The organism is Rhizobium sp. NZLR1 (assembly GCF_017357385.1).
Taxonomy (GTDB): domain Bacteria; phylum Pseudomonadota; class Alphaproteobacteria; order Rhizobiales; family Rhizobiaceae; genus Rhizobium.
Window position 1 is genome coordinate 2,378,005 of sequence record NZ_CP071632.1, and the last position, 23,030, is coordinate 2,401,034.

Sequence of the window (23,030 nt, forward strand, 5' to 3'; positions counted from 1 at the left end):
GCGACCGTAGCGACAAAAGGTTTAAGATTGGTTCACCATATTTCTTAAGTCTTTGTAGGCCTTGCGTCTGGATCTAAACCTTCGGCAGATGCGGCCGGAACATTTCGAAGACCTCGCTGGCTTCGCTGTAGTCCATATAACCCAAACGCGCGACGGGGCGGGCGAGCGACATGTCGAGGCGGCCATCCCTGACGATCGCCTCGTCGATGCGGATGCCGACCACTTCACCGAAGATGAAGACGTTTTCGGACGGTTCGCCCGACAGCGTCTTCGGTTCGATGATCTCGGTCACCTTGCATTCGAGCACTGCGAAAGCCTCGCCGACATACGGCGCGTCGATGAGTTCGGCCGGCTTCGGCGTCAGGCAGGCGAAATCGAATTCGCTGTCGCCGTAGGGCAGCGCCGCCGAGGAAAGGTTCATCTTCTCGGTGAGATTTCGGCTGACGAAATTGCAGGTGAAGACACCGGTCTCGGCCGCATTGCGCTGGCTGTCCTTGCGCCCGCTGGAGGAAAACATCACCAGCTTCGGCCGGTCGGAAACCGCATTGAAGAAGGAATAGGGCGCGAGATTGATCGAGCCGTCCCTGCCCTTGCTGCCGATCCAGCCGATCGGCCGCGGCGACACGATCGCCTTGAAGGGATCATGCGCCAGCCCATGCCGGTTGCTGTCGGTGGTGTAAAACATCAGTCCTCTCCGCCGACCCAGGTCACCGTATCGGCAAGTTCCGGCCGCGGCCGCTCGATCGCCGGAAATGTCGTCGAGCCGATATGGATGAAACCCGCCACCTTTTCATCCGGGCCGACGCCGAGCAGCGGATAGGCGCGCTCGTCATAGGCAAACCACTCGGTCAGCCAGTTGGCAACGTAACCGCTGGCATTGGCGGCGAGGATGAGGTTGAAGCAGAGCGCGCCGGCCGACATCAGTTGTTCCCATTCCGGGATCTTGATATGCGGCCCAGCCTTGCTGACGACGGCGACGACTACGGGCGCGCGGGTGAAACGGGCGCGCTCGACCTGGATCATCTCTTCGGAAAGCTCGGGCTTCATTGCGAGTGCCAGCTTTAGAAGCTCCTCGCCGAGACGCACACGCTGGTCCCCGCGATAGACGATGAAACGCCATGGCGCGATCTTGCCGTGATCGGGAACACGCGAGGCAAGACGCAGGATTTCTTCGATCTCGGCCTTCTCCGGACCTGGTTCGCACATCTGGAAAGCGGGGATGGAGCGGCGCACGGCGAGGTAGTCGATCAGCTTGATATCGGATTTCATGCGGGAGAAACTTCCATTTTTATGCTGCTGCAAAGGGTGGGTCTTGAATTTGCCATCGCGTTGGTCTTGAAGTGGCCTTTGCGATTTCAGAAGTCAATCGGTTCACGAAACAGATGTTTGGCATTTCGCCTCTTGCACGCATCGGCCTTGCCATTGCCCTGATGATACTGACGCCGCTCGGCGCCGGCGCTCAGGATGCCTTCAAGGAATTCAAGCAGCTTGAATCGACGCCGAAGATGCCGAAGCTCGATGCCTTCATCGCGCCCGGCACGGCGCCCGAAGGGGTCAAGCTGCGCAACGTTGCGATGGAAGCCAAGCTGACGGCGGACGGCACGCCGGTCGAGGAAGGCCTCTCCTGGTACGTCTTCAGCCCGATCGCCGGTACTGACGGCAAGCTGCCGCTGATCGCCAGCGCCAAGGGCGGACCCGCCGCCTTCCAGCTCGCTCCCGGCGATTATTTCGTCAACGTTTCCTTCGGCCGCGCCGGCGTTACCAAGAAACTGACCGTGCCCGCTGACGGCGAGGTCGACAAGCAGGTGATGGTGCTCGATGCCGGCGGCCTGCTGCTCAATGCCGTCTCCGGCACCGATGCCCGCATCCGCCCCGATCAGTTGAGCTTCTCGATCTATTCCTCGGAAGTGCGCGACGACGGCGAGCGCGGCCTCGTCATGGCCGATGTCTCGCCGAACACCGTCGTCCGCCTGAATGCCGGCACCTATCACATCGTCTCCGAATATGGCAGCGTCAACGCCGTCATCCGCGCCGACATCCAGGTCGAAGCCGGCAAGCTGACCGAGGCGACGATCCAGCATCGCGCCGCGCAGGTCACCTTCAAGCTGGTCTCGGATGCCGGCGGTGAGGCGATCGCCGATACGGCATGGTCGATCCTGACGGCGGCCGGCGACAGCGTCGGCGAAAGCGTCAGCGCCTTCCCGACCATGGTGCTCGCCGAAGGCGGATATTCCGCCGTCGCCCGCAACAAGGACAAGATCTACCAGCGCGATTTCACCATCGTCGCCGGCAGGAACACCGATGTCGAGGTTCTGATGAAGGACCAGCAGCCACAGCCGCCGGTGAACGATGCGGCCCGCACGGTGCAGCAAGTGCCTGTGGGAACGCCGCCGCCACCAGGTGTCCAGCCGGCGCCCGTGGCACCACTCCCTTCCTACGAACAGCTCGCACCGCAAGGCGGCGACGACACAAGCCTCGATTGATTGTGTCGCGAGCGGTTTTCGGCTCAGCCGAGATGTTTGGGTCCGGCCCGTTTAGGCGGCGCCACTGGCAAGACTGGCTCGTGACCGCGCCCGACCGTGCCGATCAAAGGCGTTCCAGACGCGCGTTCCATCATTGGCATGGAGAATTCTTTGAAGCGCATTGCAGCGTGGTTATTGGCTGCATGATCGTGGCGGCAACATCGCAGCCCTTGATCAGCTTCCGACAGCGCCGAAGTCCGGCGCTGTCGGATAGACGCGTTTTTTAGGCCGCCTTGGCTTTCTTTGCTTCGGCCTTGCGACGGATGTCGGGCGGCGTCGCTTCCAAGGCAAGGCTCTCGACGGCGACATCGAGCTCCATCGAAACCTGGTCCTGGCTGCCGAGGCGGCGGATGTTGACCGTGCGCTCCTCGGCTTCCTTCCGGCCGCAGACGATGATGACAGGCACCTTGGTGACCGAGTGTTCGCGGACCTTGTAGTTGATCTTCTCATTGCGGAAATCGGTCTCGACGTTGAGACCGGCCTCGCGCAGCGCCTCGGCCACTTCAAGCCCGTAGGTGTCGGCTTCCGAAGTGATCGTCGCGACCACCACCTGGAGCGGCGATACCCAAAGCGGCATGTGGCCGGCGAAGTTCTCGATCAGGATGCCGAGGAAGCGCTCCATCGAGCCGCAGATGGCGCGATGGATCATCACAGGCTGCGTCTTTTCGGAGTTGCTGTCGATGTAGAAGGCACCGAAGCGTTCCGGCAGGTTGAAGTCGACCTGCGTCGTGCCGCATTGCCATTCGCGGCCGATCGCATCCTTCAGCGTATATTCGAACTTCGGCCCGTAGAAGGCGCCCTCGCCCGGCAATATGCCGGTCTTGATGTTGTTCGACTGCTGCTGGATCGTCTCCAACACATTCATCATCACGCTTTCGGCGCGGTCCCAGAGATCGTCGGAACCGACGCGCTTGTCCGGCCGGGTCGAGAGCTTGATGGTGACCTCGTCGAAGCCGAAATCCTTGTAGACCGAGAGGATCAGATCGTTGATCTTCAGGCATTCGGCAGCCATCTGCTCATCGGTGCAGAAGATGTGCGCATCGTCCTGCGTGAAGCCACGCACGCGCATCAGCCCGTGCAGCGCCCCCGACGGCTCGTAGCGATGGACATTGCCGAATTCGGCAAGCCGGATCGGCAGCTCGCGGTAGGATTTCAGCCCATGTTTGAAGATCTGGATATGGCCGGGGCAGTTCATCGGCTTCAGCGCGAAAACCCGGTCGTCGTCGGTGTCGTCACCGGCAACCGTCACCTTGAACATGTTGTCGCGGTACCAGCCCCAGTGACCGGAGGTCTCCCACAGCGACTTGTCGAGCACCTGCGGCGCGTTGACTTCCTGATAGTCACCGGCTAGCCGGCGGCGCATATAGGCGACCAGCGTCTGGAAGACGCGCCAACCCTTGCCGTGCCAGAAGACGACGCCCGGGCCCTCTTCCTGGAAATGGAAGAGATCCATCTCGCGGCCGAGGCGGCGGTGATCGCGCTTCTCGGCTTCGGCAAGCATATGCAGATAATTGTCGAGTTCCGACTGCTCGGCGAAGGCCGTGCCGTAGATGCGGCTCAGCATCGGGTTGTTGCTGTCGCCGCGCCAGTAGGCGCCGGCGACCTTCAAGAGCTTGAAGGCGCTGCCGATCTGGCCGGTCGAGGCCATATGCGGGCCGCGGCAGAGATCGAACCAGTCGCCCTGGTAATAGATCTTCAGATCCTGCCCTGCCGGGATGGCGTCGACGAGTTCGACCTTGTACTGCTCACCCTTGTCGGCGAAGACCTGTTTGGCCTTCTCGCGCGACCAGACCTGCTTGGTGAAGGGGGCGTTGCGGGCGATGATCTCCTTCATCTTCTTTTCGATCTTCGGCAGATCGTCGAGCGTGAAGGGCTCGTTCTTGGCAAAGTCGTAGTAGAATCCGTTTTCGATGACCGGGCCGATCGTCACCTGAGTGCCGGGCCAGAGCTCCTGCACCGCTTCGGCCATGACGTGCGCCGCGTCGTGGCGGATAAGTTCCAGGGCGCGGTCGTCGTTGCGGGTGATGATCTCGATCCGGCCCGTCGTCACGGGATCGGAAAGGTCGCGCACGGTGCCGTCGATCGCAATGGCGACCGCCTTCTTGGCAAGCGACTTGGAAATGGATTCGGCGACATCCCGGCCGGTTGCGCCAGCATCGTAGCTGCGCACGGAACCATCGGGAAATGTCAGGGAAATAGCTTGGGACATCGAAATTCTCCTTGTCCAGTCCCGCCAACGAATGCGGGTGGTTGCAACGGCAGCGCCTCCGTCTTTGGATGCGCTCCCGCCTGATAATCAGATTTCTCTCGTGAGTAAAGAAGAAGCCGGCCTACATGATCATCTCGGCAAGGCCGCACACGGTGTTCCAGTTACGCATCGTCCCGACGCCTATCCGCTTGTTCGTCAGGGCCGAAAGCAGCTTGGATTGGCTGGGTTTGCCGGCAAAATCGATCCAAAGATCGCCGCCGACGACGGCGATGCGCTGTCCCTCCGTCATCAGCGGTTTCAGCGCCTCCACCTTCTTCGGATCGACCGGCAGTCGCATCACCCGGACGATGACCTGGTCGGCGTTGCCATCCTTGAAGGGATTGGTGCTGCAAAGCGCCATCCAGCTGCAGTCGTTGCGCACGACGATATCGACGTGTTTGCCGAACTTTTCTTCAAAGCCCTCTTCCAAGGTCACCTCGAGTTCGTGCGGCCGCATATCGTCGGCTTCGAAAACCAGATTGCCAGTGGAAACCAGCGTGCGCGGTTCGCGATAACCGAGCTCTTCGGCCAGTGCGCGCAAATCCTGCATGATAACGCGGCGATCGGGCGTCAGGACAATGCTGTGCAGAAGGGCGATGAAGGTACTCATGGCGCCCACCCTTTCTTGCGTCCGAGGGAGAGATACCGCCACGGCGTCCACCAGCGGAACTGATCGCCGAGCACTTCAGACACCTGGTCGAGGCCGCTGGTGCCACCCGGGCCGCAGCGGCCGACCCGAAACAACGTCATCCAGCCGCCAGCCCACAGGCCGTGGCGGGCGATCGACTCATAGCCGTATTCGGAGCAGGTGGGGATATGGCGGCAGGAATTGCCGACAAAGCTGGAAAGCGTCAGCTGGTAGAGGCGGATAAAACCCATCCCGAGCAGGCGGTCGGGAGTCTTGCGGAACGGACCGGTATAATTGCGGGATGTGTGTGCGGCCTTTTCACGCGGTTTTTCAGGTCCGGCGGCACCGCCGTCATCCTCATCGCTTGCCTGCAGGGCGCAGAACTCGCACATCTCCGTTACGCCTCGACAAACTCAGCCCGTTTCGCCTCGATCTGCCCGATCGCATCGACGACCGCATCGAAGGTCAGCATCGTCGAGGCATGGCGGGCCTTGTAGTCCCGCACCGGCAGCAGATAGCGCATGTCTTCGAACCGTCCCTCGGGCCCCGCTCCATCCGCCTTCAACATGGCAAGCATGTCCTGGCGTGCCTGGCGCAATTCGCCCGATGTGGCGCCGACGACATGGCGGGCCATGATCGAGGACGAGGCCTGGCCGAGCGCGCAGGCCTTCACGTCATGGGCAAAACCGGTCACGGTATCGCCGTCCATCTTCAGCCAGATTCGCACCTTCGAGCCGCAAAGTTTCGAATAGGCCTGGGCGCTCGCATCGGCCTCCGCCAACGTGCCGGTCAACGGAATATTGCCGGCGAATTCGAGGATCTTGCTGTTGTAGATGTCGTCCATGTCGGATTTCCGCTCCAAAATCACTGCGGATCGGCCTCAATAAGGGCTGTTATTGTTATTGAAACAAAAAACACACCGTGTCATCTGAGGATACTTACATACGATGGCCGTCTTCCTATATGTATGTCGTTCGAAGGCCATGAAAATGCAATGGCCTCGTGTAAGTTTGATTGGGAAACCGTGCCGGACGGGCGTTGAATGCGCCTTGAAAGCCCCGGAGCCTGCCAAAGGTGCATGAATTCCCGCATGGGATTGACCAGTGGCGATTCCGACAGATGGGTCCGCGGTGCGGACCAGGAGACCATTGTTCATGGACGCCATCGTAAAAAACTTTCCGCAGACCAACCGCGACTCCGATCGCCCCTCTCAGCAGGAGGCGGAGGAAGCCGTTCGTGTGCTGCTGCGCTGGGCCGGTGACAACCCGACCCGCGAAGGCCTGCTCGAAACGCCGGCCCGTGTCGTCAAATCGTACCGCGAGCTTTTTTCCGGCTACGACATGGCGCCGGAAGACGTGCTCGGCCGCACCTTCGAAGAGGTCGCCGGGTACGACGACATGGTCCTCGTCAAGGACATTCCGTTCTTCTCGCATTGCGAACACCACATGGTGCCGATCATCGGCAAGGCCCACGTCGCCTACATGCCGGACGGGCGTGTGCTCGGCCTGTCGAAGATCGCCCGCGTGGTCGAGATTTATGGCCGCCGCCTGCAGACGCAGGAAACGATGACCGCGCAGATCGCCCGGGCCATCGACGATACGCTTAATCCGCGCGGTGTCGCGGTATTGATCGAGGCCGAACATATGTGCATGGCGATGCGCGGCGTTCAGAAGCAGGGCTCGACCACGTTGACGACGACGTTTACGGGTACGTTCAAGACCGAGCCGGCCGATCAGGCCCGTTTCATGACCATGGTGCGGAGCCGCTGATACCGGCTCCCTCAGGAGGGCCGCGATGAGTCAAATGATCTTCAATCAACCATCCGAGGACAAGTCGGCGTTGGAAGACGCCGGCGATTTCACGCCGCGTTTCGATGACCGCGGCCTGATCACCGCGATCGTCACCGACGCTGGCGACGGCGAGTTGCTGATGGTGGCGCACATGAACGCCCAGGCGCTGGCGCTGACCATCCAGACCGGCACGGCTCATTATTTCAGCCGTTCGCGGGGCAAGATCTGGAAGAAGGGTGAAACCTCGGGCAATCTCCAGACGGTGAAGGAAATTCGCACCGATTGCGATCAGGACGCCATCTGGCTGAAAGTCGAGGTCGCCGGCCACGACGCCACCTGTCACACCGGCCGCCGCTCCTGCTTCTATCGGACGATTACGCTTCAAGACGGAAAGCCAATGCTGGATATCGTCGACGACGAGCGTCATTTCGATCCGCAGGACGTTTACGGGAAATAAGCCGAACGCGCCGGCATTTGCTCCTTATTGCGCCAGAAACCGCTTCTATATACCATTTGGAAACTGATCGGGCACACTATCGGGACCCAAAGTGTTCTGCTGGGAGGGAGAGCGCCATGCTGAGCTGGAATTTGCATCGTCAAAGCTCTGAAGGCGAAGGTTCCGGTACCGCCATATCCACCACGATCGAGGTGATCCCGCCTCCAGCACCCATCAAGAAAATCAAGATCGCGCTGGCGCTCGGCGGTGGTGCTGCCCGCGGCTGGGCCCATATCGGCGTGCTGCGCGCCCTCGACGAGGCAAAAATCGAGATCGGCATGATTGCCGGCACCTCGATCGGCGCGCTGGTCGGCGGCTGCTATCTCGCCGGCAAACTCGATGAACTCGAAAGTTTCGCCCGCTCGCTGACGATGCGCCGGATCGCAAGCCTCCTCGATCTCACCATCGGCGGCAGCGGCCTGTTCGGTGGCATGCGGCTGACCAAGCGTATGCAGGAACATCTGGAAGGCTTGAACGTCGAGGATCTCGACCGGCCGTTCGTCGCCGTCGCCGCCGAGGTCAATACTGGTCACGAGGTCTGGATCGCCAATGGTTTGCTGATTACCGCGCTGCGCGCCTCCTATGCCCTGCCCGGCATTTTCGAGCCCGTGCGCAGCAATCACCGCACGCTGGTCGACGGCGCGCTGGTCAACCCCGTCCCCGTCTCCGTCTGCCGCGCCTACGAGCAGCCGCTGGTCGTCGCAGTCAATCTCAATTACGATCTCTATGGCCGCTCGGCCGTCGTCCGGCACAACGCCAGCCTTTCGCCGCAGGAAGTGCAGAAGCAGGAAGAGGCGCCCTATGCCCGTCTCGGCATGACCGGCGTCATGGTGCAGGCATTCAACATCATCCAGGATAGGATCGCCCGCGCCCGCCTTGCCGGCGACCCGCCGGATATTTCGCTGCAGCCGCGTCTGAGCTACATCGGCCTTTCGGAATTCCACCGGGCCGGCGAGGCGATCGAACGCGGCTACGAGGAAGCCAGGGCAAGACTCCCCGAAATCAAACGCATGCAGGAAGTTTACGCCACCTCCCCCTGATGGATATCGTCCGAAAGCCCGTAGCGCTTGAGGCCGGCAAGACCTCAGCCGGCGATATAGGCCTTGATCTCCTCGGCCTCGCGCTCAACTTCGGCGATGCGAGATTTTACCACGTCACCAATCGAGATGATGCCGGCAAGCTTGCCGTTGCTTTCCACCGGCACATGCCGGAAGCGGCGGCTGGTCATCAGCTCCATCAGCTCGTTGACGGTCGTCTCCTCATGGCAGCGGTAGACCTTCGCAGTCATGACCTGGGCAAGCGACTGGTCGAGCCCGTCCTTGCCGTGTTTGGCGATCGCATGCACGAGGTCACGCTCGGTGAACATGCCGGAAATCCGGTTTTCCATGCCGACGACGACGATAGCGCCGATCTTCTTCTTGCTGAGGATGGCGGCCGCCTCGGCGACGGTGGTGTTCGGCCCGGCGGTGACGACGTCCCTGCCTTTCAGGTCGAGGATTGCTTTGACTGAACTGGTCATTCGAACCTCCTATGTCCGTGAAACACTTGTCACAGGCATCCGCGGCGGTTTCTCCCCCCATCGCGGATAATAGGTCGATGGTGCACCGCCCGGCTCAGGATTGCAACAGATCCTTCTCTGTTCCCGCAGCTTCCATCCCCGGTGGGCGCGGCGCCCGGTCGAACAGCGAAAACAACAGGAAGCCGAAGACGAAGCCGCCGATATGCGCGTCCCAGGCAATCGCCTGATCACTATCGCCGACGAGCGGGATGCCGACGGCGATCAGGGCGTTGCCGACCAGCCAGAGCAGCATGAAAATGACGACCGTGCGGCTCTGCAGCGCCTCGACGATGGAAAGCCGGGCATTGAGATGCGCAGGCAGCATCGGCCGACGTTCGGCCGGAAAGGCGAATCGGCAGGCGGCGCCCATCAACCCGGAAATGACGCCCGACGCGCCGATCAGCAGCGTCACATCTCCCCAGTTCAGGACCGCATGCAAGGCCGCCGATGCGACGGCCGAAAAAAGCCAGAAAAGCACAAAACGCAGCGTTCCGATGCGGCGCACGACCGGCGCGCCGAAGGCCATCAGCCAGAAGGCGTTGAAGACGATATGCTGGACGCTGCCGTGCAGCAGTGAATAGGTGACCGGCGTCCAGAACAGCTCCAGCCCTTGCTGCGACAGTGGAATCACATAGCGGGCGGGAACGAAGCCGAAGGTGAAGAATAGCCAACTCAGCGCATCGTCTGAAAGCACGAGCTCCTGCACCGCATAGATGACAACAAGCAGACAAAGGCTGAAGAACAGCGCCGGCGGAAGGTTGAAGACCGGCACGCGCGGCGGCTTTGCCAGCGGCTGGACCTCGGGAGGTTCGGGCGCCTTATGCGGCTCGGCCGTCTGCTCATTCATTTCAATATCGCCTCGTTGAGGCCACACCCATACAGGACCACCTGTCAAAAAAAAAGCCGTCCGAAGTGCCGGACGGCATACCGGGAGTTCAAGGAAAGACCTCGGCCCGGGCAGGTTGTGCTGAACTTCGAAAGTCGAAGCGATGACCGGACAGTGTCACGACGGGCACAGCATCTCAACCGAAACCGTTTCTTAACCTTAACCGCCGCGGTTTGGCATGAAATCCGCAAGGTAGAGCCTGTCGGGGCAATGATTGCCCGAAAATGATCCGGAATGGGACAGGTTGGTGTAAAATGCGTGTGCAAACGACCATCGAGATTTTTGACTACTGGAACCGTATCCGCGGCGCTGCCGATGCGCCGCTGAAACAGCAGGTCGAACCCTCCGCCGTACCCCATCTGCTCCAAAGCCTGTTTATTCTCGAGACGCGCGAGAGAGGTGACATCGGCTTCCGGCTCGCCGGCACCCGCATCTGCGATCTGTTTGGGCGGGATCTGCGTGGTGAACGTTTCGCCTCGCTCTGGGCAAACGGCCAGCACGCCGACATCGAACGCACGGCAATGGGTGTGATGGACCATACCATGCCAGCCCTGTTCAATGCGACGGGCTACAGCACCGTCGGTCATCAGGCCTCCTTCGAGATCATCATGATGCCACTGCGCTCGCCGGGCGGCGCCTGCGATCGGCTACTCGGCGGGATCGCACCCACGGCGGCTGCGAGCTGGCTGGAGATCGTGCCGCTGGAATTCCTGGCGCTCGACCGCAGCCGACTGCTGCCCGGAAAATTCGGCACGGCCACACCAGCTGAACAACGCCCCATCAACGAAATCGTTGCCGGCAAAAGCCTCGGCTTCGGGCAGGTCATGCGCCGCATGGTGTCGCAGCTGCTGAGTGCGGAGGCGCACTGACCGTTTCGTTTCAGGACATAGCGGATACTCGTTTTCCGCTATGTCCGAATGAGGCCAAACAACCTTCTGTTAAGGGATTGCGGGTAAAGATCACTCTCTGCGATTTTGATGAAGAAGCCATTTGATGCACTCGTTCCAGCCAGCTCAGACGCAAAGACCTGCGCCGCGCCCTGAACAGGGCGTTTTTCAGCGCGTGCCCATCAATATGCAGGGCCGGCTGATGCTTGCGAATTACGAGGAGTTCGAATGCATAGTGATCGACATGTCGCCTGGCGATATGTACGTCACCTGCCTCGGTCGGCCACGCACCAACGAACGTGTCGTCGCCTATATTGACCATCTCGGCCGCGTCGAAGGTTATGTCCAGACGCTCGATGGCCGCGGCTTCACCATGTCGATCAATGCCACCGAGCGGAAGCGCGAGAAGCTCGCCGCCCAGCTCACCTGGCTTGCCAACAAGCACGAACTCGGCCTGCCGGAAGACCGTCGCCATGACCGCCTGACGCCACGCGACACGAATACCGAGCTGACGCTCGAAGACGGCACACGTTATACCTGCCGCATCATGGACCTTTCGCTGTCGGGCGCTGCCGTCGACGTCGAGATGCGCCCGTCGATTGGAACGGCTGTGCGGCTCGGCAACATGCGCGGTCGCGTCGTCCGCCATTTCGTCGAAGGTGTGGCGATCGAATTCCTGTCGATCCAGTCCCGCGACACGCTGCGCGAATTCCTCTAACAGACCGCGACGTTGCCGCCGCTCTTCGTGGTGGGTGCAATGTCCTGACGGACTCCGCTGAAGATGATGGCAGGTCCGGGCCGCACCCGGTCAGGTCGTGTTGAAACGCCTGGGCTTCACCGCAACAGATCTGCAAGCGGAGACCAATCTGGCTTTGGAAAGCAAGCAGAACATCCTGTCGCAAGTGGTTCCAACCTATCTTCTAGTAAAGGTTATGAGTGGAACAACCTGCGACAGGCAGAACGATGGCAGCTCTCTATCCGAAAATCGAACCCAATGATTATGGCCTGCTCGACACGGGCGACGGCAATCTGATCTATTGGGAGACCTGCGGCAGTCCCGCGGGCCGGCCGGCGCTGGTGCTGCATGGCGGGCTTGGCTCCGGCTGTTCGACCACGGCGCGGCGCCATTTCGATCCGGACACCTATCGAATCATTCTGTTCGATCAGCGCAATTGCGGCCGCAGCCTGCCGAGCGCTGCCGATCCCGAAACCGATCTCTCCCTCAACACCACCTGGCATAGTGTTGCCGATATCGAACGGCTGCGGGTCTTCTTCGGCATCGACACCTAGCTCGTTTTCGGCAATTCCTGGGGAGCGACGCTGGCTCTCGCCTATGCCGAAACCCATCCGCAGCGCGTCTCGGCGGTCGTCCTCGCAGGTGTGACCACCACAAGGCGCTCGGAAATCGACTGGCTCTATCGCGGCATGGCGCCGCTTTTCCCGGAAGAATGGCACCGTTTTCGCCAGGCGGCTTGCTCAGGCAGCCAGGGGCAAGATCAGGACATGGTTGCCGCCTATCATCATCTGCTCAACCATCCCAACTCCGAGACGCGCGTGAAAGCGGCGCGCGACTGGCATGACTGGGAAGCGGCTTCCATCCTGCTCGCCGATCCTGAAGGCCTGCCGCGCCGCTGGGCCGATCCGGCCTATATGCTGACGCGTGCCCGCATCATCACCCACTATTTTACCAATGGCGCCTGGCTGGAGGACGGCCAGCTTTTGAACAACGTTGAACGGCTGACAGGCATTCCAGCGATCCTGCTGCAGGGACGGTTCGATATCGAGGCCCCGCTGGTGACCGCCTGGGAACTGGCCCGCGCCTGGCCGCAAAGCGAGCTGCAGATTCTTCCGCATGCTGCCCATTCCACCGCAAATCCCGCGATGAGCGCCGCGATCGTCGCCGCCACCGATCGATTTCGCCATCTCCATCAAAAATAATTTTTCCGCCGGAATCTGAAATCCGAGCGACAGTCTGCTTTCGAGCGGGTCGAATCGGCCGATTCCGCCGGCATTGCCGACCGGCTGCGCGCCGCAGGACCGCAATCTGCCTTTACCCGGCTCAACGAAAATCCTTAACGCCAGGACGGCAATGCAAGCTTTTCGCGGGTGAAAAGCCTTGTTGCAGGAATTATAATTTTAATCGATTTCGAGACAAATGCGCGTCGAATTTTAGGCGCATTCGAGATTGTTTTTAGTCAAGTTTTCTTGGCATTTGAATCAACTAAGCATTTAATTCTATTACGCAATTTTCCGTGAGATAAAAACGTCCGTGTCATTGTCGCCTCAACTTACGGGGAGACGGCAATGACAACTGCAAACATCCTGAAAGGCGGTCTTCTGGCCGGTGCCCTCATGATGGCAATGGCGGGTTCGGGACAGGCGATGCCCGCCAGCATGGCCCTGGCGGGCAATGCCAGCCCGCCGATCGGGCACTATGAATTCTGCAAGGCGAATCCGACGGAATGTGCCTTTGCCGGCGGCGATGCCGGGCCGACCATCCTCACCGAGGATCGCTGGAAAGAAATTCTCAAGGTCAATTACACCGTCAATTCGACGATCCAGCCGGAGACGGATGAACAGATTTACGGCGTCGAAGAACGCTGGGCCTATCCGACAACTGTCGGCGACTGTGAGGATTATGCCCTGCTGAAGCGCAAGATGCTGATCGAAGACGGCTTCTCGCCATCCGACACGCTGATCACCGTCGTGCTGCAGCCGAACGGCGAAGGCCATGCCGTGCTGACGGTCCGCACCGATCACGGCGACTTCATCCTCGACAACATGCGCAACAAGGTGCTGCTGTGGTCGGATACCGAATACACCTACCTGAAGCGCCAGTCCGCCGACGATCCGGCCCGCTGGTCGAAGCTCCAGGACGGCCGCACTGTCGCGGTTGGTAGCGTCAAGTAAGAATAGTCTGCGCCCGGTCAGTCCCCGCATCCCGTCCCGACCGGCGCCCAAGAGCCGTTCCCGCTGTCCCGGGAACGGCTCGCTCTTTTTTGGGACAGGCATTCGTCCCCAGGCGACCCACACCCCTGAAATCTTAGCGAATTATTAACCGTGCCAGTCCGATCATGCCGATCAGACTCATCATCGGCACCGGCGGCTCATGTTCCTCCTGCGGCGGACCGAAACACGAAGAACCGCCATGAGCCATGCCGCGCGCAGCGCACCCGACGAGCAGCCGCTTTTTTCCATGGGCTTTCTGCTCCGCACGATGGCGGTGATTGCCGTCCTGGCGGTCCTGACGGTTGCCATCAGCATCGGCGGCCGTTGGTTCGGCCGGCATATCTCGCTTGCCGGCAACACCGACAGTACGGTCGAGATCACGCTGGCCATCGGCCGCGATACCGTGAAATTCCCCGAGAATGCCATCCGCTTCCCGAGTCAAAGGCATGACGGTGCGGCCGAGCGTGTCGATCTCTATCTCGCCTGGCCTGATATGCAGGGCTACGGCAAGGAAAACCACCTTCGATTCGACGATGTCGCCCAATCCTCCGGCCTGATCTTCCTGCAGATTACCCAGAGCACAATGTCGCGCGACATGTCCGGGCGGCTGGAGCCGATCTATTCGCATCTGCTCGAAGGACCGGCCGCACCCTTCCGCGACGGCCTGACGCTGCACCGTCTTCGCGCCGACGCCGGTTACGGCGACGAGGTGCTGCTGACGGCGCCCGTCAAGGGCGGGCCGGATTACGTCGTGCGCTGCCTGTTGCCTTCCGTCCCCGACAAGGCTTCGAGCGGGGATTGTCAGCGCGATATCAAGGTTGGCAGGGATCTCAGCGTTCTCTACCGCTTCTCAAGCAGCCATCTCGACGACTGGGACCATATTGATGCCGCTATCCGCACCTTTGTGGACGCGCGTCTTGTGAACCGTTCTGCGACAAGTCCCTAAAATGCTCCCCGGACAGCGAAATAAACGATTCATCATAAACGGATTGGTAACGCCCAATCGGTAGATTTTGAAGACGGGCTGTACGGTGGGAGGTGTGCGGTTCCTGCCGATAGTTGAAGTGCCAAATATCTGAAATGCAAGCGAAGAGTGGAATAGTGTCAAGGTCAGTCTCCCCCGTACCATCGTCCCGATCCGGCAGCTTTTTCGCCAAGCTGCTGGCGATCCTTTCGGTGGCCGTCACGATCGTCCTGGTCGATTCGGTAAGCGCCGAAGCTGAGGCGGCGAATTCGAAGTATGCAGGCATCGTCGTCGACGCCAAGACCGGTAACGTTCTCTACAGCGAGAATGCCGATCGGCTGCAATACCCCGCCTCCCTGACCAAGATGATGACCATCTACATGACCTTCGAGGCGCTGGAGCAGGGTCGTATCCGTCTCGATACGCCGGTTCCCTTCTCCGCTCATGCGGCAGCCCAGGCGCCGACCAAGCTCGGTGTTCGCGCCGGCGGCACGATCACCGTCGAGCAAGGCATTCTCGGCCTCGTCACCCTGTCGGCCAATGATGCCGCAACGGCGCTCGGCGAAATGCTCGGCGGCGGCAGCGAGGATCGTTTCGCCCAGTTGATGACCGCCAAGGCGCATGCGCTCGGCATGACACGCACCACCTATCGCAATGCCAACGGCCTGCCGAATACCGCGCAGATGACGACGGCGCGCGACCAGGCCCGCCTCGGCATCGCCCTTCGGCAGCATTTCCCGCAATATTACGGCTATTTCTCCACCCGCGCCTTCAAGTTCGGCAGCCGCACGATCCGCAGCCACAACCGCCTTGTCGGCTCCGTGCGTGGCGTCGACGGCATCAAAACCGGTTATACCCGCGCTGCCGGCTTCAATCTGGTCAGTTCGGTGCAGGTCGACGGCAAGTCGATCGTCGGTGTCGTGCTCGGCGGCGCTTCGACGCCTGCCCGCGATACCCAGATGCGCAATCTGATCGCCACCTACCTGCCGAAGGCATCGAGCCGCGGCGGGTCGTCGGCCCTGATCGCAGAGGCGGCCCCTGCCCCGGCGATGATTGAGACACCTGCTCCGGTCATGCCACAGAAGGTCCAGCAGAAGGCCCAGCCGCAAATGGCCAAGGTGATCACCGCAGCGCAGCCGCCGGTTTCGGCCGCTGCCGCCGATCTCAGCCTGCCGCACAAGGGCCCGCTGCCGGATGCCCGTTATCAGGTCGCCGAGACCGAGGTCGCTTATGTCGAGACGGCTCAGGCGAAATCCGACAACCCGCTGGTAGCCCAGCCAATGCCGGCGCCGACCAAGGTCAAGACCACGACCATCAAGCAGCAAGCATCGCTCGCCGTGCCGAAACCGGCACCCGCTGCCTTGCCGCAGGAACGGGACGATACGGCGGTCGATAACGTCACCACCGCTTCGACCACGCCGACCTCGACCAGTGCCGCTTCAACCGACAATGGCCCGGCCGGCTGGGTCGTGCAGGTCGGCGTCTCGCCGAGCCGGCAGATGGCCATGGATCTCCTGGAAAGCGCCAAGAGCAAGGGCGGCAAGGCGCTGGCCTCGGCAAAGCCTTTCGCCGTCGCCTATGCCGCCGGCGGTGACCAGCTTTACCGCGCCCGCTTCGGCGGTTTCGATGACCAGCGCGATGCGGTCAATGCCTGCAAGGCCTTGAAGAAGGCCGGAATCAAGTGCTGGGCGGCTGCCCAATGAGCTATTCGATGCTGCCGGCAAGATGGCCGGCGGCATCGGTAATGGCCGGAATCGGTGTTTGCGTTTCCGGCCACCGTTCTTGAACTCGATCAGTGTTGCGTACGGGGAAAACAATGGCAATCAATGAGAATGTTCCGGGAATGCCTTCAGACCGCCGCATGCCGGCCAAGGGGCGCTCATCGCTGCATCCGTTGCACGAGGCTGCGTTGCGGCTGGCCGAAATGGGCCTGCAGCGTCCGAAGGCGAAGTCTCCAAAGACCCGCGATCTCATCAATCTGCTGCTTAGCCATGGTGCCCGCGCCTGGCGCTATTCCCAGCCCGAGGCCCGCATCCATCTGCATGTGACCTCGCAGGACGGCAGTGTGCCGGTGCAACTGCGCCTGCGTTGAAGCTTGGTAGTGTAGCCCAGAACCAGGACGCGTTTTTGGGCGACAGACGTTAGAGCAGACCAAGTTCCGTCAGCTCGCGGCGCAGGTCCGCGGGCATTTCGACAATGCCTGCCCCAAGGCTCATCAGGTCGCGCGGCACGTCATCCTCAGTGTAATAACGCCAGCCCTGGAAGGGACGCTTCGGCTGCACGGCCGTCTCGATGACCTCCGGGCCCAGCATCAGGCGGCAACGCGAAATACCCTCGCCGTCAGTGAAGGTCTCGATGTCGAGCAGCCTCTGCCGCGCCTGCACCTGGCCTTTGATCACCCAATAGAGCGAGCCGCCGTCAAGCAGCTCGTCCATGCGTTTCGGCGCCATGCGCGTCGTGTGCACCGAATGCGGCTCGAGCCCGGCGGCGATGGCGCGCAGCGAGCGTTCCGCCACCCATTCGCGCAGATCGTCTATCGAGTCGGCGCCGACGCAGAGTTTGATGAGATGCAATGCCATGCCGCCGTTGAAATCCTTTTGGCAGCGGGCGTCAAGCAAGAAGCATCACGCGTCCACAAACTCAGCACTCGACCACGTTGACGGCAAGGCCGCCGGTCGAGGTTTCCTTGTACTTCTCGCTCATGTCGTGGCCGGTCTGGCGCATTGTCTCGATACAGGCATCGAGCGGCACGAAGTGCTGGCCGTCGCCCTTGACAGCGAGTGACGCTGCGGTCACCGCCTTGACGGCCCCGAGTGCGTTGCGCTCGATGCAGGGAACCTGCACCAGGCCCGCAACCGGATCGCAGGTCATGCCAAGATGATGTTCGAGGGCGATCTCGGCGGCGTTCTCGATCTGCTCGGGCGTGCCGCCCATGACGGCGGCAAGGCCTGCGGCCGCCATTGCCGCTGCCGAGCCGACTTCGCCCTGACAGCCGACCTCGGCGCCCGAGATCGAGGCATTGTGCTTGATGATGCCGCCGATGGCCGCAGCCGTCAGCAGGTAATCGCGGATGCCGTTCTGATCCCAGTCCTCGTGGAAGTGCTCGTAGTAGCGGATCGTCGCCGGGATGACGCCGGCCGCACCATTGGTCGGCGCCGTGACGACGCGCCCGCCGGCGGCATTCTCCTCGTTGACGGCCATCGCATAGACGCTCAGCCAGTCGTTGGCGAGCAGCGGGTTGACGCGGTTGCTGCGCCACTCCTCCTCCAGCTTGTCGTGAATCCTGCGGGCACGGCGCTTGACGTTGAGGCCGCCCGGCATGATGCCATCGACCTTGAGGCCGCGCTCGATACAGGAGCGCATCGCCTCCCAGATGCGGTCGAGCCCCTGATCGAGCTCTTCCTGGCTGCGCTGGCTCTCCTCGTTTGCCCGCTTCATCTGGGCGATCGACAGCCCTGAGCGCTCCGCCATCTCGAGCATCTGTTTTGCGGTGGCGAAGGGATAGGGCACGCGCGTGCCGCCGGCCGCGTTCTTTTTCGCCCGCATCTGCTCCAACTCGGTGTCGGTGACGACGAAGCCGCCGCCGACCGAATAATAGATACGCTTGACGAGTAGCCGGCCGTCCCTGTCATAGGCGGAAAAGACCATGCCGTTGGCATGACCGGGCAGCGGCTGTTTCTTGTCGAAGATCAGGTCTGTCTTCGGCTGGAACTGATAGGCGGGATGCCCCTCCGGCGTGATGCGGCCGGTGCGCTCCACCGTGTCGACGATGCCGTCCATTTTGTCGGGATCGACACTGTCGGGCGCCTCGCCCATCAGGCCGAGAATGACCGCCCTGCCGGTGCCGTGGCCGATGCCGGTATGGGCAAGCGAGCCGTGCAGGCTGACCTTGATCGCGACGACCTGGGCGCCTGAGGATGGGCGCGGCCATTCGTCAGACAGGATCAGGTCGAGAAACCGGTTGGCCGCCGACATCGGACCCATCGTGTGCGAGCTCGACGGCCCGACACCGATCTTGAAGACATCGAATACCGAGAGAAACATGGATGCGCCTTCTGATTACGAGGATGCAAGCTTAAGCGATGCCGGTTTTCAATCCGTGCGGCACACCGACATCGCATGGAGCCGGTGCGACATTGCGGCTGAACACTAAAACGATGAGGCCCGCCTTACCAGTCATTGCAGCATTTCGATGCATATGTAAGGTGGCCGCACTTCATGCGGAGACTGAATCACTGATGACGACGGCGGACTATATCGCTCTGGCCTTCTTTGCCTGTGTCTGGATGGGCTATTCCTGGCTGCTGCATGGCCGCACCTTCTTCGGACGCACCAGCCTCACCCATGCGATGATCGAACGGCGGCGGGAATGGATCTATAACTCGCTGCGCCGCGACCTGAAGATGATCGACACGCAGATCATGGCAGGCCTGCAGAACGGCACCGCCTTCTTCGCTTCGACCTCGATCTTCGCATTGGGCAGTTGCTTTGCGCTGCTCGGGGCGACGGAGAAGGTCGACGCCGTCTTCGCCGACCTGCCCTTCGTCTTGCATGGCGGCCATGCCGTTTTCGAGATGAAGGTCGGCGGGCTGGCAGTGCTGTTCGGCTACGCCTTCTTCAAGTTCGGCTGGTCCTATCGGTTGTTCAACTACTGCACCATTCTGTTCGGCTCGATCCCGATGCTGCGCGATACCGAACGCGACGTCATCGCCGCCGAGCGGGCCGCCGAACGCGTCATCCGCATGAATGTCATTGCCGGCAGCAATTTCAACGAAGGCCTCAGGGCGATCTTCCTGTCGATCGGTTATCTCGGCTGGTTCATCAACCCTTATGTCTTCATGCTGACGACGGCGATCGTCATCTTCGTTCTGACACGGCGGCAATTCTTTTCGCAGGCGCGGTTGGCGATCATGGATGCCGGCCCGCCGTCGAATTTCCACCTTTCCGCGTTTGGCCGCGACATGCCGTCGAGCGACGGACGTGATTTGCCCGAGGGACTTTAATGACATTGCCGGCAACGCAAGCCGATGCGGCGGTAAAGCCGCCGCGCATCGGCCTATTGGACACGGCGCGCGGTCTCGCGCTGATCGCCATGGCGAGCTATCATTTCAGCTGGGATATGGAGTTCATGGGCTATCTCGCGCCGGGCACGGCCGAGACAGGCTGGCTGAAGATCTATGCCCGGGCGATCGCCACGACGTTTATCTTCATCGTCGGCATCAGCCTGGTGCTCTCGAGCAAACCCGAGGTCCGCTGGCCCGCCTTCTGGAAGCGTTTCGGCATGATTGCCGCGGGAGCCGCCGTCATCTCGACCGCCACGCGCATCGCGATGCCGAACGAGTGGATCTATTTCGGCATCTTGCACTGCATCGCGGTGCTGACGCTGATCGGCATCGTCTTTATCAGATTGCCGCTCGCCGTCACGCTCGTCGCGACGGTGGCGCTCATTGCTGCCTGGCTTACCGATAATTTCGGCACACCCGGCCTGCTTCGCTCATCCTTCTTCGATCCCAGATATCTCGCCTGGATCGGCCTTGCGGTGATGCCGGAACGGTCCAACGACTATGTGCCGCTGTTTCCCTGGGCAACGCCCTTTCTTGCTGGATTGAGTTTCGCCTCGATCGGCATCAGAACCAGACTGCTGCATCGGCTTGCCGCCATCGGCACCGGTTCATGGTGGCCGGCAAGGCTTGGCCGCCACAGCCTTGCTTTCTACCTCATTCACCAGCCGGTGTTGATCGCCATCGCCTACGGGCTTTCCCTCGTCGTCCCGCCGCAGGCGCCGGATCCGGTCGCGACTTACCTAAAGCAATGCAACGCCTCTTGCGTCATGCAGCAGGGTGAAGCGCTCTGCCACAGCTTTTGCCAATGCACGCTGGAGAAATTGCAGGCTCAAGCCCTGTTCACGCCGCTGCAGGCGGGCGCGATCGATATACAGAATGACGAGCGGGTGCAGACCATCGCCGCCGAATGCAGCGCCGAAGCGGAATAAGTCTCGTTCCGCTCAGGTGGTGACGCCGATCTCGGCGAGGCGACCGAGGCAGGCCTCTTCGATATTGTCGAGTTCCACCAGCGTGTCGTCGATATCCTTGCGCTTCTGGCGCAGATCGTCACGCTTCTCGTCGACGCGTTTCATCAGCAGCTTCAATTGACCGAGCTCGCCCGGCGGCTCCTTGTAGACCTGGATGATCTCGCGGATCTCTGCGATGGTGAACCCGATGCGCCGGCCGCGCAGAATTTCGCCGATGAGCCGTCGGTCGGCCTGGCGAAAGAGACGGGTGCGCCCTCGCCGCTCCGGATGAATCAGTCCCTCGTCTTCGTAGAAGCGAAGCGTGCGCGTCGAGACCCCGAATTCGCGCGTCAGCTCCGTTATGCTATAATATTTGTTCACCAGCATGGGTTCCCCGTCATGAACCGGCAATAATATTGACTTTTACGTAATAGTCAATTTCATCAGACCGTTCAGATGCCGAACCACCAAGTGGCGATGCCGAGAAAGGCGAAGAAGCCGGTACAGTCGGTCACCGTCGTCACGAAGACCGACGACGCGATCGCCGGGTCGGCCCCCACCTTATCGAGCAGCAACGGCAGCAGAATACCGGCAAGCGCCGCCGCCATCAGATTGATGATCATCGCCGCCGCGATCACCCCGCCGAGCTGATAGTCGTGGAACCAGGTGCCGGCGATCATGCCCATGATCGTCGCGAAGACGATGCCGTTGAGGATGCCGACGCCGGCCTCCCTGCGGATGATGCGGCCGGCATTGTAGATGTCGAGATCGCGGGTGGCGAGCGCGCGCACCGTCACCGTCATCGTCTGCGTGCCGGCATTGCCGCCCATCGAGGCGACGATCGGCATCAGCACCGCAAGTGCGATCATCTTCTCGATCGAGGCGTCGAACAGGCCGATGACGCTGGCCGACAGCATTGCCGTGCCGAGGTTGATCAAGAGCCACAGAAAACGCGAACGCGCCGTCGAAAGCACATTGTCCGACAGCTCTTCGTCGCCGACGCCGCCAAGGCGCTTGATGTCCTCGTCCGCCTCCTCGTGGATGACGTCGACGACGTCGTCGATGGTCAGCACGCCGACCAGCCGGCCGTTCTCGTCGACGACGGCGGCCGACAGAAGGTCATACTGTTCGAACAGCTGGGCGGCCTCCTCCTGGTCCGTCTCGGCCGGAACCGGATGGTTGGTCTCGCGCATGATCTGCTCGATCTTCGTCTGCCGCTTGGTACGCAGGATCTGGTCGAGAGCGACGGCGCCGAGCAGCTTGAAGGTCGGATCGATGACGAAGATCTGCGAGAAGGAATAGGGAAGATCCTCTTCGTCGCGCATGTAGTCGATCGTCTGGCCGACCGTCCAGAACGGCGGCACAGCGACGAATTCCGTCTGCATGCGGCGCCCGGCCGAGCTTTCGGGATAGTCGAGCGCCCGACGCAGCCTGACCCGCTCGGTAAACGGCAGCTGAGCGAGGATCTCTTCCCGGTCTTCCTTGTCGAGATCTTCGAGAATGTAGACGGCATCGTCCGAATCGAGATCGCCGATCGCGGCGGCGATCTGCTCGTTCGGCATCTGGTCGACGATCTCGCGGCGGATCGCCTCGTCGACCTCGGTCAACGCAGTCATGTCGAAATCGTCGCCAAGCAGGCGCACCAGCGCCAGGCGCTGATCCGGCTGGATCGCTTCCAGCAGGTCGCCTATCTCAGATTCATGCAGGCGGGCAACATTCTGGCGCAGGAACAACGTGTCGCGGTCGGCGATCGCGGCGCCGACCAGCGCCAGGAAATCGCTGCGGACATTGCCGTCCTCGTCGTAGATATCGGCTTCCTCGTCCTCGGGACGCCTGCGGATGCGGTCTTCCCCATCGGTCGTCGTCATCTGCCGCCCTCGCATCTGGTTCGAATTTCAACGACTACAGCGCCACATTCGCAAATGTCGGCCGAAAACACATTGTCAACAATCAGATAAGCCAGTCCCGCGCGCGGCTTCCGCGGTGGGATTCATGGCTTCTGCTAGCCCAAAGCATCCCTGCCGTAAAGCCGCAAACCTGCCTCTTGATGACAATGCCCACGGCCGGCGATAGTTTCGCCACCTGTCCAAAC

General features: G+C 61.4%; 24 protein-coding genes and 1 pseudogene. 13 read left to right on the top strand and 12 right to left on the bottom strand.

The features are described from left to right. Positions 1-73: 73 nt before the first annotated feature. Both J3O30_RS11880 and J3O30_RS11885 read right to left on the bottom strand, forming a co-directional pair. Complete coding sequence (locus J3O30_RS11880; RefSeq protein WP_207580548.1) at positions 74-685, bottom strand: flavin reductase family protein; 612 nt, start codon at positions 683-685, stop codon at positions 74-76. After that, positions 685-1,269, bottom strand: a complete 585-nt coding sequence (locus J3O30_RS11885; RefSeq protein WP_207580549.1) for a nitroreductase — start codon at positions 1,267-1,269, stop codon at positions 685-687. The genes J3O30_RS11880 and J3O30_RS11885 overlap by 1 nt, the downstream gene beginning before the upstream one ends. 113 nt (positions 1,270-1,382) lie before the next feature. On the opposite strand from J3O30_RS11885, the gene J3O30_RS11890 reads away from it, so the two are divergent. Then, positions 1,383-2,483 carry a hypothetical protein gene (locus tag J3O30_RS11890; RefSeq protein WP_207580550.1) on the top strand — a complete coding sequence of 367 codons (1,101 nt, stop codon included), beginning with the start codon at positions 1,383-1,385 and terminating at the stop codon, positions 2,481-2,483. 262 nt (positions 2,484-2,745) lie between these two features. Here the strand turns inward: J3O30_RS11890 and thrS are convergent, their stop codons facing one another. The 4 genes from thrS to J3O30_RS11910 form a co-directional block, all read right to left on the bottom strand. Further along, positions 2,746-4,731: a threonine--tRNA ligase gene (gene thrS, locus J3O30_RS11895; protein WP_207580551.1), complete on the bottom strand. Its 1,986-nt coding sequence runs from the start codon at positions 4,729-4,731 to the stop codon at positions 2,746-2,748. A 121-nt stretch (positions 4,732-4,852) separates the two neighbouring features. Further along, entirely contained in the window at positions 4,853-5,380 is a 528-nt protein-coding gene (locus J3O30_RS11900; protein WP_207580552.1) for a DUF1697 domain-containing protein, read from the bottom strand. Then, positions 5,377-5,790: a membrane protein insertion efficiency factor YidD gene (gene yidD / locus J3O30_RS11905; RefSeq protein WP_207580553.1), complete on the bottom strand. Its 414-nt coding sequence runs from the start codon at positions 5,788-5,790 to the stop codon at positions 5,377-5,379. Before yidD ends, J3O30_RS11900 begins: the two co-directional genes overlap by 4 nt. A gap of 5 nt (positions 5,791-5,795) precedes the next feature. Then, on the bottom strand, positions 5,796-6,242 hold the full coding sequence (locus tag J3O30_RS11910; protein WP_207580554.1) for an iron-sulfur cluster assembly scaffold protein: 447 nt from the start codon (positions 6,240-6,242) through the stop codon (positions 5,796-5,798). 310 nt (positions 6,243-6,552) lie between these two features. Between J3O30_RS11910 and folE the strand changes: the two genes are divergently transcribed. The 3 genes from folE to J3O30_RS11925 all read left to right on the top strand — a co-directional run bounded on the left by folE (position 6,553) and on the right by J3O30_RS11925 (position 8,724). Further along, positions 6,553-7,167: a GTP cyclohydrolase I FolE gene (gene folE / locus J3O30_RS11915; protein ID WP_164014590.1), complete on the top strand. Its 615-nt coding sequence runs from the start codon at positions 6,553-6,555 to the stop codon at positions 7,165-7,167. Between the two features lie 25 nt (positions 7,168-7,192). Beyond that, complete coding sequence (gene hisI / locus J3O30_RS11920) at positions 7,193-7,645, top strand: phosphoribosyl-AMP cyclohydrolase (protein WP_207580555.1); 453 nt, start codon at positions 7,193-7,195, stop codon at positions 7,643-7,645. Positions 7,646-7,761: 116 nt separating this feature from the next. Next, positions 7,762-8,724 carry a patatin-like phospholipase family protein gene (locus J3O30_RS11925; protein WP_207580556.1) on the top strand — a complete coding sequence of 321 codons (963 nt, stop codon included), beginning with the start codon at positions 7,762-7,764 and terminating at the stop codon, positions 8,722-8,724. 44 nt (positions 8,725-8,768) lie between these two features. On the opposite strand, the gene J3O30_RS11930 is transcribed toward J3O30_RS11925, so the two are convergent. Further along, a complete protein-coding gene (locus J3O30_RS11930; RefSeq protein ID WP_164014594.1) occupies positions 8,769-9,203 on the bottom strand; it encodes a CBS domain-containing protein in 435 nt (144 codons plus the stop codon). Positions 9,204-9,297: 94 nt separating this feature from the next. Further along, complete coding sequence (locus tag J3O30_RS11935) at positions 9,298-10,089, bottom strand: rhomboid family intramembrane serine protease (protein ID WP_207580557.1); 792 nt, start codon at positions 10,087-10,089, stop codon at positions 9,298-9,300. A 263-nt stretch (positions 10,090-10,352) separates the two neighbouring features. On the opposite strand from J3O30_RS11935, the gene J3O30_RS11940 reads away from it, so the two are divergent. From J3O30_RS11940 to J3O30_RS11970, 7 genes and pseudogenes are all read left to right on the top strand, one after another. Continuing rightward, complete coding sequence (locus J3O30_RS11940) at positions 10,353-10,997, top strand: PAS domain-containing protein (protein WP_207580558.1); 645 nt, start codon at positions 10,353-10,355, stop codon at positions 10,995-10,997. Between the two features lie 124 nt (positions 10,998-11,121). Then, positions 11,122-11,733 carry a PilZ domain-containing protein gene (locus tag J3O30_RS11945; protein ID WP_207580559.1) on the top strand — a complete coding sequence of 204 codons (612 nt, stop codon included), beginning with the start codon at positions 11,122-11,124 and terminating at the stop codon, positions 11,731-11,733. Between the two features lie 245 nt (positions 11,734-11,978). Continuing rightward, positions 11,979-12,953 (top strand): annotated as a pseudogene (pip, locus tag J3O30_RS11950) (prolyl aminopeptidase). Positions 12,954-13,319: 366 nt separating this feature from the next. Continuing rightward, complete coding sequence (locus tag J3O30_RS11955; protein ID WP_207580560.1) at positions 13,320-13,925, top strand: transglutaminase-like cysteine peptidase; 606 nt, start codon at positions 13,320-13,322, stop codon at positions 13,923-13,925. Between the two features lie 199 nt (positions 13,926-14,124). After that, a complete protein-coding gene (locus tag J3O30_RS11960; RefSeq protein WP_207580561.1) occupies positions 14,125-14,910 on the top strand; it encodes a hypothetical protein in 786 nt (261 codons plus the stop codon). A 134-nt stretch (positions 14,911-15,044) separates the two neighbouring features. Further along, positions 15,045-16,631 (top strand): serine hydrolase, encoded by a 1,587-nt coding sequence (locus J3O30_RS11965; protein WP_207580562.1) that lies wholly within the window; start codon positions 15,045-15,047, stop codon positions 16,629-16,631. Between the two features lie 113 nt (positions 16,632-16,744). Beyond that, entirely contained in the window at positions 16,745-17,020 is a 276-nt protein-coding gene (locus tag J3O30_RS11970) for a hypothetical protein (RefSeq protein WP_164014607.1), read from the top strand. A 49-nt stretch (positions 17,021-17,069) separates the two neighbouring features. On the opposite strand, the gene J3O30_RS11975 is transcribed toward J3O30_RS11970, so the two are convergent. Both J3O30_RS11975 and J3O30_RS11980 read right to left on the bottom strand, forming a co-directional pair. After that, entirely contained in the window at positions 17,070-17,507 is a 438-nt protein-coding gene (locus tag J3O30_RS11975) for a DUF1489 family protein (protein ID WP_207580563.1), read from the bottom strand. 61 nt (positions 17,508-17,568) lie between these two features. Further along, complete coding sequence (locus tag J3O30_RS11980; protein WP_207580564.1) at positions 17,569-18,972, bottom strand: L-serine ammonia-lyase; 1,404 nt, start codon at positions 18,970-18,972, stop codon at positions 17,569-17,571. 194 nt (positions 18,973-19,166) lie between these two features. Between J3O30_RS11980 and J3O30_RS11985 the strand changes: the two genes are divergently transcribed. Both J3O30_RS11985 and J3O30_RS11990 read left to right on the top strand, forming a co-directional pair. Further along, positions 19,167-19,931, top strand: coding sequence for a DUF599 domain-containing protein (locus tag J3O30_RS11985; RefSeq protein ID WP_207580565.1), 765 nt, complete (start codon positions 19,167-19,169; stop codon positions 19,929-19,931). Next, positions 19,931-20,920: a DUF1624 domain-containing protein gene (locus J3O30_RS11990; protein ID WP_207580566.1), complete on the top strand. Its 990-nt coding sequence runs from the start codon at positions 19,931-19,933 to the stop codon at positions 20,918-20,920. The genes J3O30_RS11985 and J3O30_RS11990 overlap by 1 nt, the downstream gene beginning before the upstream one ends. A gap of 12 nt (positions 20,921-20,932) precedes the next feature. On the opposite strand, the gene J3O30_RS11995 is transcribed toward J3O30_RS11990, so the two are convergent. Both J3O30_RS11995 and mgtE read right to left on the bottom strand, forming a co-directional pair. Then, on the bottom strand, positions 20,933-21,325 hold the full coding sequence (locus tag J3O30_RS11995; RefSeq protein WP_037073057.1) for a MerR family DNA-binding transcriptional regulator: 393 nt from the start codon (positions 21,323-21,325) through the stop codon (positions 20,933-20,935). A 65-nt stretch (positions 21,326-21,390) separates the two neighbouring features. Further along, entirely contained in the window at positions 21,391-22,806 is a 1,416-nt protein-coding gene (mgtE, locus tag J3O30_RS12000; RefSeq protein ID WP_207580567.1) for a magnesium transporter, read from the bottom strand. Positions 22,807-23,030: the final 224 nt, after the last annotated feature.

Coding starts and splice junctions, on each gene's coding strand:
- J3O30_RS11980 (WP_207580564.1), bottom strand. CDS start 18,972: ATGTTTCTCTCGGTATTCGATGTCTTCAAGATCGGTGTCGGGCCGTCG.
- hisI (WP_207580555.1), top strand. CDS start 7,193: ATGAGTCAAATGATCTTCAATCAACCATCCGAGGACAAGTCGGCGTTG.
- J3O30_RS11910 (WP_207580554.1), bottom strand. CDS start 6,242: ATGGACGACATCTACAACAGCAAGATCCTCGAATTCGCCGGCAATATT.
- J3O30_RS11965 (WP_207580562.1), top strand. CDS start 15,045: ATGCAAGCGAAGAGTGGAATAGTGTCAAGGTCAGTCTCCCCCGTACCA.
- J3O30_RS11990 (WP_207580566.1), top strand. CDS start 19,931: ATGACATTGCCGGCAACGCAAGCCGATGCGGCGGTAAAGCCGCCGCGC.
- J3O30_RS11900 (WP_207580552.1), bottom strand. CDS start 5,380: ATGAGTACCTTCATCGCCCTTCTGCACAGCATTGTCCTGACGCCCGAT.
- J3O30_RS11970 (WP_164014607.1), top strand. CDS start 16,745: ATGGCAATCAATGAGAATGTTCCGGGAATGCCTTCAGACCGCCGCATG.
- J3O30_RS11940 (WP_207580558.1), top strand. CDS start 10,353: ATGATCCGGAATGGGACAGGTTGGTGTAAAATGCGTGTGCAAACGACC.
- J3O30_RS11890 (WP_207580550.1), top strand. CDS start 1,383: ATGTTTGGCATTTCGCCTCTTGCACGCATCGGCCTTGCCATTGCCCTG.
- J3O30_RS11975 (WP_207580563.1), bottom strand. CDS start 17,507: ATGGCATTGCATCTCATCAAACTCTGCGTCGGCGCCGACTCGATAGAC.
- J3O30_RS11985 (WP_207580565.1), top strand. CDS start 19,167: ATGACGACGGCGGACTATATCGCTCTGGCCTTCTTTGCCTGTGTCTGG.
- mgtE (WP_207580567.1), bottom strand. CDS start 22,806: ATGACGACGACCGATGGGGAAGACCGCATCCGCAGGCGTCCCGAGGAC.
- J3O30_RS11885 (WP_207580549.1), bottom strand. CDS start 1,269: ATGAAATCCGATATCAAGCTGATCGACTACCTCGCCGTGCGCCGCTCC.
- J3O30_RS11960 (WP_207580561.1), top strand. CDS start 14,125: ATGTTCCTCCTGCGGCGGACCGAAACACGAAGAACCGCCATGAGCCAT.
- J3O30_RS11955 (WP_207580560.1), top strand. CDS start 13,320: ATGACAACTGCAAACATCCTGAAAGGCGGTCTTCTGGCCGGTGCCCTC.
- J3O30_RS11995 (WP_037073057.1), bottom strand. CDS start 21,325: ATGCTGGTGAACAAATATTATAGCATAACGGAGCTGACGCGCGAATTC.
- J3O30_RS11935 (WP_207580557.1), bottom strand. CDS start 10,089: ATGAATGAGCAGACGGCCGAGCCGCATAAGGCGCCCGAACCTCCCGAG.
- J3O30_RS11880 (WP_207580548.1), bottom strand. CDS start 685: ATGTTTTACACCACCGACAGCAACCGGCATGGGCTGGCGCATGATCCC.
- thrS (WP_207580551.1), bottom strand. CDS start 4,731: ATGTCCCAAGCTATTTCCCTGACATTTCCCGATGGTTCCGTGCGCAGC.
- J3O30_RS11930 (WP_164014594.1), bottom strand. CDS start 9,203: ATGACCAGTTCAGTCAAAGCAATCCTCGACCTGAAAGGCAGGGACGTC.
- yidD (WP_207580553.1), bottom strand. CDS start 5,790: ATGTGCGAGTTCTGCGCCCTGCAGGCAAGCGATGAGGATGACGGCGGT.
- J3O30_RS11945 (WP_207580559.1), top strand. CDS start 11,122: ATGCACTCGTTCCAGCCAGCTCAGACGCAAAGACCTGCGCCGCGCCCT.
- folE (WP_164014590.1), top strand. CDS start 6,553: ATGGACGCCATCGTAAAAAACTTTCCGCAGACCAACCGCGACTCCGAT.
- J3O30_RS11925 (WP_207580556.1), top strand. CDS start 7,762: ATGCTGAGCTGGAATTTGCATCGTCAAAGCTCTGAAGGCGAAGGTTCC.